This is a genomic window from Pseudomonas huaxiensis, from assembly GCF_003231275.1.
Taxonomy (GTDB): Bacteria; Pseudomonadota; Gammaproteobacteria; order Pseudomonadales; family Pseudomonadaceae; genus Aquipseudomonas; species Aquipseudomonas huaxiensis.
The window spans coordinates 1-239 of record NZ_QKVL01000227.1 but is presented as its reverse complement, the minus strand read 5'-3'; the positions used below and the strand labels follow the sequence as shown (position 1 = coordinate 239).

Here is a 239-nt window from a genome sequence, read left to right as displayed (position 1 = left end):
GGCCAAGGTGACGACCAGTGGGGCGCCGGTGACCGGTGCAGTAACCGAAGCGGTGTAGGTTACGACGCCGCCTTCAACAGCACTGGCAGTCGCCGTCAGGGTGACGGTCGAAGTATCAATCGAATCCGTAACCGCGGTGACAGCGGCAGTCGGGCTGACTTCGAGATGCTCGAAGTCACCACCAGTGGTGCCAGTGATGGTCACGCTAACGCTGCCCGCATCCACATAAACAGTGTCTT

The 239-nt window shown here is 60.3% G+C and carries 1 protein-coding gene; it reads right to left on the bottom strand.

What is annotated here, in order from left to right:
• Positions 1-239: immunoglobulin-like domain-containing protein (locus DM374_RS32990; protein ID WP_157969851.1), on the bottom strand; the 239-nt coding region annotated here is incomplete at both ends.